7 protein-coding genes are annotated in these 7,093 nt (G+C 72.4%); 2 read left to right on the forward strand and 5 right to left on the reverse strand.

The annotated features are described in order from the left end of the window. Positions 1-9 precede the first annotated feature (9 nt). Together helR and ACWEVN_RS13100 are read right to left on the reverse strand one after the other, a co-directional pair. Positions 10-2,214: an RNA polymerase recycling motor ATPase HelR gene (gene helR / locus ACWEVN_RS13095; RefSeq protein WP_452051358.1), complete on the reverse strand. Its 2,205-nt coding sequence runs from the start codon at positions 2,212-2,214 to the stop codon at positions 10-12. A 101-nt stretch (positions 2,215-2,315) separates the two neighbouring features. Continuing rightward, positions 2,316-4,133 (reverse strand): LamG-like jellyroll fold domain-containing protein, encoded by a 1,818-nt coding sequence (locus ACWEVN_RS13100; protein WP_452051359.1) that lies wholly within the window; start codon positions 4,131-4,133, stop codon positions 2,316-2,318. A 79-nt stretch (positions 4,134-4,212) separates the two neighbouring features. On the opposite strand from ACWEVN_RS13100, the gene ACWEVN_RS13105 reads away from it, so the two are divergent. Continuing rightward, the gene (locus tag ACWEVN_RS13105; protein ID WP_449681887.1) at positions 4,213-4,605 is read left to right on the forward strand and encodes a VOC family protein; all 393 of its coding nucleotides are present in this window, start codon (positions 4,213-4,215) and stop codon (positions 4,603-4,605) included. On the opposite strand, the gene ACWEVN_RS13110 is transcribed toward ACWEVN_RS13105, so the two are convergent. Next, entirely contained in the window at positions 4,581-5,069 is a 489-nt protein-coding gene (locus ACWEVN_RS13110) for a DUF6328 family protein (protein ID WP_452051360.1), read from the reverse strand. The genes ACWEVN_RS13105 and ACWEVN_RS13110 overlap by 25 nt on opposite strands. A 125-nt stretch (positions 5,070-5,194) precedes the next feature. Between ACWEVN_RS13110 and ACWEVN_RS13115 the strand changes: the two genes are divergently transcribed. Next, positions 5,195-5,752, forward strand: coding sequence for a superoxide dismutase (locus tag ACWEVN_RS13115; RefSeq protein WP_452051361.1), 558 nt, complete (start codon positions 5,195-5,197; stop codon positions 5,750-5,752). Here the strand turns inward: ACWEVN_RS13115 and ACWEVN_RS13120 are convergent, their stop codons facing one another. Together ACWEVN_RS13120 and ACWEVN_RS13125 are read right to left on the reverse strand one after the other, a co-directional pair. Further along, positions 5,753-6,142, reverse strand: a complete 390-nt coding sequence (locus tag ACWEVN_RS13120; RefSeq protein WP_449681884.1) for a TIGR03667 family PPOX class F420-dependent oxidoreductase — start codon at positions 6,140-6,142, stop codon at positions 5,753-5,755. It abuts the gene before it with no gap. A 68-nt stretch (positions 6,143-6,210) separates the two neighbouring features. Then, positions 6,211-7,093 (reverse strand): DUF2339 domain-containing protein (locus ACWEVN_RS13125; RefSeq protein ID WP_452051362.1); only part of this gene is annotated, 883 nt, incomplete at its 5' end.

Below are 7,093 nucleotides of genomic sequence, written 5' to 3' on the forward strand. Positions count from 1 at the left end.
CCCCGTTCGCTACAGGAACCGCCGGTGCCCGGACCGCACGGGCACCCCGGCCTCGGCGAGGCCGGTCAGCGCCGCCGGGAGCGGATCCCGGTGCAGCACCCCGAGGCGCTGCGTGGCGCGCGTGAGCGCGACGTAGAGCTCGGCCGCGCCGCGCGGGCCCGCGGCCAGGATCCGCTCCGGTTCGACGACGAGGACGGCGTCGAACTCCAGGCCTTTGGCCGCCGCGGCCGGGATCGTTCCCGGCACCCCGGGCGGCCCGATCACGACGCTGGTGCCTTCGCGGCCGGCCTCGTCGCGGACGAAGTCGTCGACGGCGTCGGCGAGCTCGTCGTCCGCCACTCGCCTCGACCACGGCCGGACCCCGCAGGCACGCACCGATTCCGGCGGTCGCGCGTCCGGCGCGAACTGCGCCAGCAGCGCGCCCGCGACGGCCATGATCTCCGCCGGGGTGCGGTAGTTCACGGTCAGCTCGCGGTACTGCCAGCGGTCGCCGACGTACGGCGTGAGCACCGGGCCCCACGCCGTCGCCCCGGCCGCCGAGCGGCGCTGGGCGAGGTCGCCGACGATCGTGAACGACCGGCTCGGGCACCGCCGCATCAGCACCCGCCAGTCCATTTCGGACAGTTCCTGGGCCTCGTCGACGACGACGTGCCCGTACGTCCAGTCGCGGTCGGCGGCCGCCCGCTCGGCGAGGTCGCGCGCGTCACGCTCGACGAACCGCCCGGCCAGGTCTTCGGCGTCGAGCAGGTCCTCGGCGACCAGCTGGACGTCCTCGTCGAGTTCCTCGGCGTCCAGCTTCATGAGGTCCATGACGCCGGAGGCGTACTCGACCTCGGCTTCCGCCCGCCGGCGCGCGGCGGCGCGTTCGGCGGTGTCGTCCCGGCCGAGCAGGTCGGCCAGCTCGTCGAGCAGCGGCACGTCCGAGACGGTCCAGGCCGTGCCGTCGGCGCGAAACAACGCCGGGTCGGCCCCGGCGGCCTCGAGGCGGCGCGGGGATGCGTACAGCGGCGCCAGCAGCGACTCCGGCGTCAGGTACGGCCACAGCGCGTCGAGTGCGGAGCCGAGCGCTTCGTGCTCCGCGAGCTCCTCCAGGACGTCGGCGCGCAGATCCGCCCACAGCCCGCGGTCCTCCCGCGTCATCCAGCCTTCGCCGATCTTCGCCACGACCCGCTCGGCGACGAGCGACACCGCCTGCTCCCGGAAGATCGCGCGGGCTTCGTTGTGCGGCAACCCCGACTCGCGCGCGGCGAGCCGAGCCTCGGACACGAGCTCGGCGTCGAGCGCCACGACGACGTCACCCAGGTCGACCGGCACCGGCTCGGCGGGCACGTGCTGACGGTCCGCGACCGCGGCGGCCAGCACGTCGAGGATCCCGAGCGATCCCTTGAGCCGCGCCACCTCCGGCCGGTCCTCGGCCCTGACGCGCAGCCCGGGCACCAGGTCGCCGGTGGTCAGGAAGACGACGTCGGACTCGCCGAGCGACGGCAGCACCCGGCCGATGTGGTCGAGGAACAGCGGGCTCGGCCCGACCACCAGCACGCCGCTGCGGGACATCCGCTCGCGCCGGGTGTAGAGCAGGTACGCCACCCGGTGCAGGGCGACGGCCGTCTTGCCGGTGCCGGGACCGCCCTCGACCACCAGCACACCCGCGTGGCCGAGGCGGATGATCTCGTCCTGCTCGGCCTGGATGGTCGCAACGATGTCCCGCATGCCCTCGCCGCGGGGCGCGTTGACGGCCGCGAGCAGGGCCGCGTCCCCGCGATCGGTGTCCCCGGGACGGCCCAGGACCTCGTCGGTGAATTCGAGGACCCGGCGCCCCATCGTGTGGAACTGGCGGCGGCGGCGCATGTTTTCCGGCCGTGCCGCCGTGGCGACGTAGAACGGCCGCGCCGCCGGCGCCCGCCAATCCAGCAGGAACGGTTCGTAGTCGTTTTCCGCGTCGAACAACCCGAGCCGGCCGATATAGCTGGTTTCGCCCGAAAGGGCGTCCAGCCGGCCGAAGCACAGGCCGTTGTCGGCGACGTCCAGCCGGGCCGCCTCCCGCGACCGGCAGCGGACGTCGGTCTCCCGTTCCCCCGGCGTCACCCCGGTTTGCCCGAGTGCGCCGTGGTAGCGGGCCTGCGCCGCCGCGCGCTCGCGGTCGAGCCGCTCGTACAGCGCGGCGACGTAGGCCCGTTCTTCCCGCAATTCCTCGTCGTACCCCTGGTTTGACAAGTTCCCCTCACAGCGGTTAGACTCTTATCAGGTTCGGCGATCGCTCCCATTGTTTCCGGAGAGCACGCCGATTTTTTATTGTCCACCCGCTGTCAAGGGCCTCAGCCCAGCATGAATTCGCGCGGGTTCAGCGGCCGGTCGGCCACCCGCACGTCACCCAGCAGCCCCGCGAAACTGCGGTCGACCTTCCCGCCGTAGGAGGATGCGCCGACCAGCCACGGGCCGCCCGGGTCGGCGAGCCCGACCGCGGGCGTGGCCGGGTTCCGGACCACCGGGCAGCCGTCGACGTACACGGTCGTGCGCCGGCCGTCGTTGACCACGGCCACGTGCCACCACTTCTCCACCGGCAGCTCGTGGCCCCAGTTCGTCGACGTCCGGTTCTGGTTCAGCGGGTACACCGCCCACTGCAGCTCGCCACCGTCCGAAAGGGACAGTGTGGCCGCCGACTCCTGCGGGTCGTCGCCGGTCTTGCCCGCGGCCGCGCCGCTGCCCTGCCGGGCGAACAGGCCGCACCAGCCGTGGTGGCCGTCCTTGAAGTTCGCCGGCAGCCAGAAGAACGCCTCGACGGTGTAGCCGCGCTCGAACTTGAGCTTGTTGATCGGCGCCGTGTCGACCGTGCGCAGGTAGGCGCCCCGGCTGGGGTCGCGACCGCCGTCGAACCGCAGGCTGGCCCGCGACGGCTGCCGCGGCGAGAACTCGTTCGAGTACTTCAACGCGTCCGGTCCGCTGCCCGGCGCGGTGACGCGCGTGAGGTCGTTGCCACGGCCGGTCTGGTCGCGCACGACGACGTTGTCCGGCACTGCCTTGCCGTCCTGGCCGCCTTCGAAGCGCCAGTACGCGACGGTTCCGGGCACCAGCAGCTGCTTCGCCGGCCGCGCGGGCGGGACCGGCACCGGCGCGAAGCCCTTGAACCGCTCGGCGAAGTCGATCTCCAGGCTGAAGTAGTCGGCCGAGCCGCTGCGCTCGACCTCGATCTGCTGCAGCTCGCTCAGGTGGTCCTGCGCGGCGAGCCACGGCGAGAAAGTCCGGACGTCGATCACGCCGCGCGCGAGGTCGAACTGGTAGAGCCGGACCATGGCGCTGCCGCCGTAGTAGCGGTCCTGGTAGTTGGCGATGTGGACGTGCACGTCGTGGCCGGCGGCGTTCTTCCGGACGGTCCGCCCGGTCGGCCAGTAGTGGCCGTTGAGCGTGAGGAAGATCTGGTCTTTGCCCTGCACCAGTTCCTTCCAGACGAGCTCGCCGAACGTCGAGAACTGGGCCTGGTGGTCGTCGTCGGCCCAGACCAGCTCGTGGATGGTGAGGATGGCCGGCAGCGTCGGGTGCTGCGCGAGGACCTGCTTCGCCCAGTTCAGGCCGCCGGCCGAGGGCCGCCAGTCCAGCGCCAGCAGCAGCCATTCCCGGCCGCCGCCGCGGAAGATGTGGAAGGTGTTGTAGCCGTCCTTGGACGCGCCCTTGAAGGTCGGCGAGTTGCGCTGGCGCTGCGGGCCGAACGCGTCGAGGTACGGCGACGGGCCGCGCTGGTCGTCCTTCGAGCCGTCGATGTCGTGGTTGCCCGCGAGGGTGCTGTACGGGAACCGGCGGCGGTCGAGCGCCTGGAACGACCGGCTGATCCTGGCGAACTCGTCCGCCCGGCCGTTCTGGGTGAGATCGCCGAGGTGGGCGAGGAAGACAACGTTGTCGTCCTGCTCTTCGAGGACGTACCGCAGCGAGGCGTCCAGCGGGGCCGCGTCGCCGCGGTCCTCGTCGAACAGGTACTGCGTGTCGGGCATGACCACGAGCGTGAAGCGCGGATCTTCGGCGTCCGGGCGGTGCCGGCCGGTGGCTTGGGCGGCGGGCGCGCCGAGGACGTTCGGCAGGGTCGCCGCGGCAGCGACGGCCGGGGCGCCGAGGAGGAAGGTCCGGCGAGAAGTGTCAGTCACGGGCGGGAAGCTACGGGCGGCTTCCGACCACCCCGGCAACTGCTGCCGAACACGGGATGAACAGCGGTACTGTGCCCGCATGAGCGGCCCGCGGGTGTTCCGGTTGATCCAGCCCGTCGACGACATCGAGGTCGCCGTCGCGTTCTACGCGGCCGTGTTCGGCGACCCCGGTGAGCGGATCGCGCTCAACCGGCACTACTTCACCTGCGGCGGCGTGGTGCTCGCCTGCGTCGAGGCGCCGCCCGAGCACCGTGAGCCACGCCCGCAGCGGGACCCGCGGATCGTCTACCTCGCGGTCGAAGACGTCGAGAAGACCTTCGAGCGGGTGCGCGCCGCCGGGCCGCGCTGGGCCGACGACGCCATCGAGACGCAGTTCTGGGGCGAACGCTCCTTCTACGCCGACGACCCGTTCGGCAACCCGCTCTGCTTCGTCCAGGAGGACACGCTCTACTTGGGCGGGCCGGTCGGCTGATCGCCGTTGCCCGGGTGCATCCGGATCGGCATCACGAACCAGAGGACGCCGAAGATCAGCAGGCACAGCACGGCCATGATGACCATGGCGATCCAGCCGTAGACGACCTTGGCGATCAGCGCGACCGTCGACGTGATGGCGAGGGCCAGGCAGACCAGCCCGACCAGCACCAGCCGGTTGCCGACGGTCAGGATCCGTTCGCGGCTGCCCGTGCGGAACAGCAGCCGGTGCCACGCCGCGGGCGCGGTCAGCAGGGCCGTGGCCGCCACCGCGAGCGCCACCGCGGACAGGTGCAGCGACTTCTCGAACCCGCTGGCGTCGTGGAACCGGTCGGTGAACACGACCGACAGCAGGAAGCCGAACAGGATCTGCACCCCGGCCTGCGCGACCCGCAGTTCCTGGAGGAGCTCGCCGACGTTGCGGGTGAGCTGCTCGTTGCGGGTTTCGCCGGTGTGTTCGGGCACCAGACGACCATAACCGGGCGCAGGACGCTCCACCGACTGGGAAAACCGTGACTTTTCCACCAAATCGGTCACACTTTCGAGTGATGATCATGGCGGTGGCCCGGGCGGCTGGCTAAAGAGGGGAAATGCGTCTTCTCCCCGCTTTCGCCGCCGCGGCCGCTGTCGCCGTGCTCGCTCCCGGCGTCGCCGCCGCGTCACCGTCGCCGGTGCGGTTCACGACCGCGCACGGCACGTTCACCGCGGCTGCCCCCGGCGCACCCGCGGTGACGTACCGCCCCGACCTCGTCCCGGCCGGCGCCCAGGCGCACGTGTTCGGCGTTTCGGCCGCCGGCACGACCACGCTGCTCTTCGTGACCGGGCTGCGGCCGGGACGAGCCTACGGCGCGCACGCCCACACCCAGCCGTGCGGCGCGACCGGCGATGCCGCCGGACCGCACTTCCAGCACGTGCCGGACCCGGTGAAGCCGTCGGTCGACCCGGCGTACGCCAATCCCCGCAACGAGATCTGGCTCGATTTCACCACCGACCGGGCCGGCACCGGCTTCGCTCGGTCCACAGTGGACTGGACGTTCGCCGGCCGGCGGGCGAAGTCCGTGGTCGTCCACGAGACCCACACGCACAGCGATCCGGGCCACGCGGGCACGGCGGGTGCCCGGCTGGCCTGCCTGAACGTCGTTTTCTAGTCAGAACCCCCAGCTGCGCTCGGGCACCACGCGGATGCGGACGGAGTACTTGGCGTCGAACCCGTCCGCGGTCAGGCCGATCGCCTCGTAGCGGGAGCCGTACTTGTCGAGGTATCCGGGCGCTTCGGACGCCTTGCCCGGCTCGACGTGCGCTTTGCCGCTCACCACGAGGATCGAGCCGCCGCCGGGGTTGCTGTTGAAGTGGAAGCTCACCTCGGGGTTCGCCTCGATGTGCCGGAGCTTCGCGGTGCCGGGCTCGCTGAACACCACGATGTCTTCGCCGTCGAGGACGAACCACACGGGCCGCGGTGCGGGCCGCCCCTTCGGGGTGACCGTGGTCAGCCAGGCGATCGGCTCGCCGGCGCGTTCGGAGAGTTTCGGTGCTGCCATGTCGGTGCCCCCTGGTCGTCGGTCTGTGCTCCAGGGAACCACGGGGCACCGACAATTTCTTCCCGGACTTAACGCGACGCGACCCGCCGCGCGTACCGCGTCCCGGCCGCCAGCAGGACCAGGCCCGCGCCGAGGAACGCGCCGACCCTGGCCAGCCCGTCGAGCGCCGACAGGTCGAACAGCACCAGCTTGAGCACCGCGGCGCCGACCAGGATCAGCCCGGTCACCCGCAGCGCGACGACGTCGATCCCGCGCAGGAGCAGCACGAGCGCGGCGATCGTCCAGGACACCGTGATCAGCGCGTGGCCGAGGAGGAACCCGGTCCGCCCGGGGACCGCGAGCAGGGCGCCGCACAGCACGACGCCGGCGGCGCCGTACAGCGCCGAAACCCCGGCGAGCAGCCAGATCGACAGGTCGTCGGCCGGCCCGCGGAACACCGCCAGCCGCGCGGCGGCCCACGGCAGCGCGATCGACACGGCGAGGATCAGCGCGGCGACCGCGAGCGCGCCGGTCAGCTCGGCGACCGGGTGGGCGCGGGGGACGATCAACAGCACGGGCGTGACGTCGAAGACCACGCCGAGCAGGCCGCCGATGGCCGCGAACCCGAGCGCGGCGGCCAGTGCGCCGCGGTTGCGGCCGCCCACCGCGGCCACGACCAGCAGCAGCGCCTCACCGAGCAGCACCCCGGCACGAGCCGGGCCGTCGAACTGGGTCACCGTCGCCTGCAAGAGGGCGAGCAGCCCGGCCAGGCCGGCCACCTGCCCGGCGAACCCGGGCCACCAGCGGCGAGCCGCCCAGACGGCGAGCAGCAGGACGCCCGCCCCGGCCGTGATCGGCACCGCCTGCGTCTTCGGCAGCAGCACCGCCGCGATGAGCGTCGGCAGCACGGACGTCGCCAGCAGCGACAGCGCGGCGGGGTCGTTCTCGCGGCGGCGCAGCACGATCAGCGCG

Source organism: Amycolatopsis sp. NPDC003861, from assembly GCF_053605405.1.

Coding starts and splice junctions, on each gene's coding strand:
- ACWEVN_RS13105 (WP_449681887.1), top strand. CDS start 4,213: ATGAGCGGCCCGCGGGTGTTCCGGTTGATCCAGCCCGTCGACGACATC.
- ACWEVN_RS13115 (WP_452051361.1), top strand. CDS start 5,195: ATGCGTCTTCTCCCCGCTTTCGCCGCCGCGGCCGCTGTCGCCGTGCTC.
- ACWEVN_RS13120 (WP_449681884.1), bottom strand. CDS start 6,142: ATGGCAGCACCGAAACTCTCCGAACGCGCCGGCGAGCCGATCGCCTGG.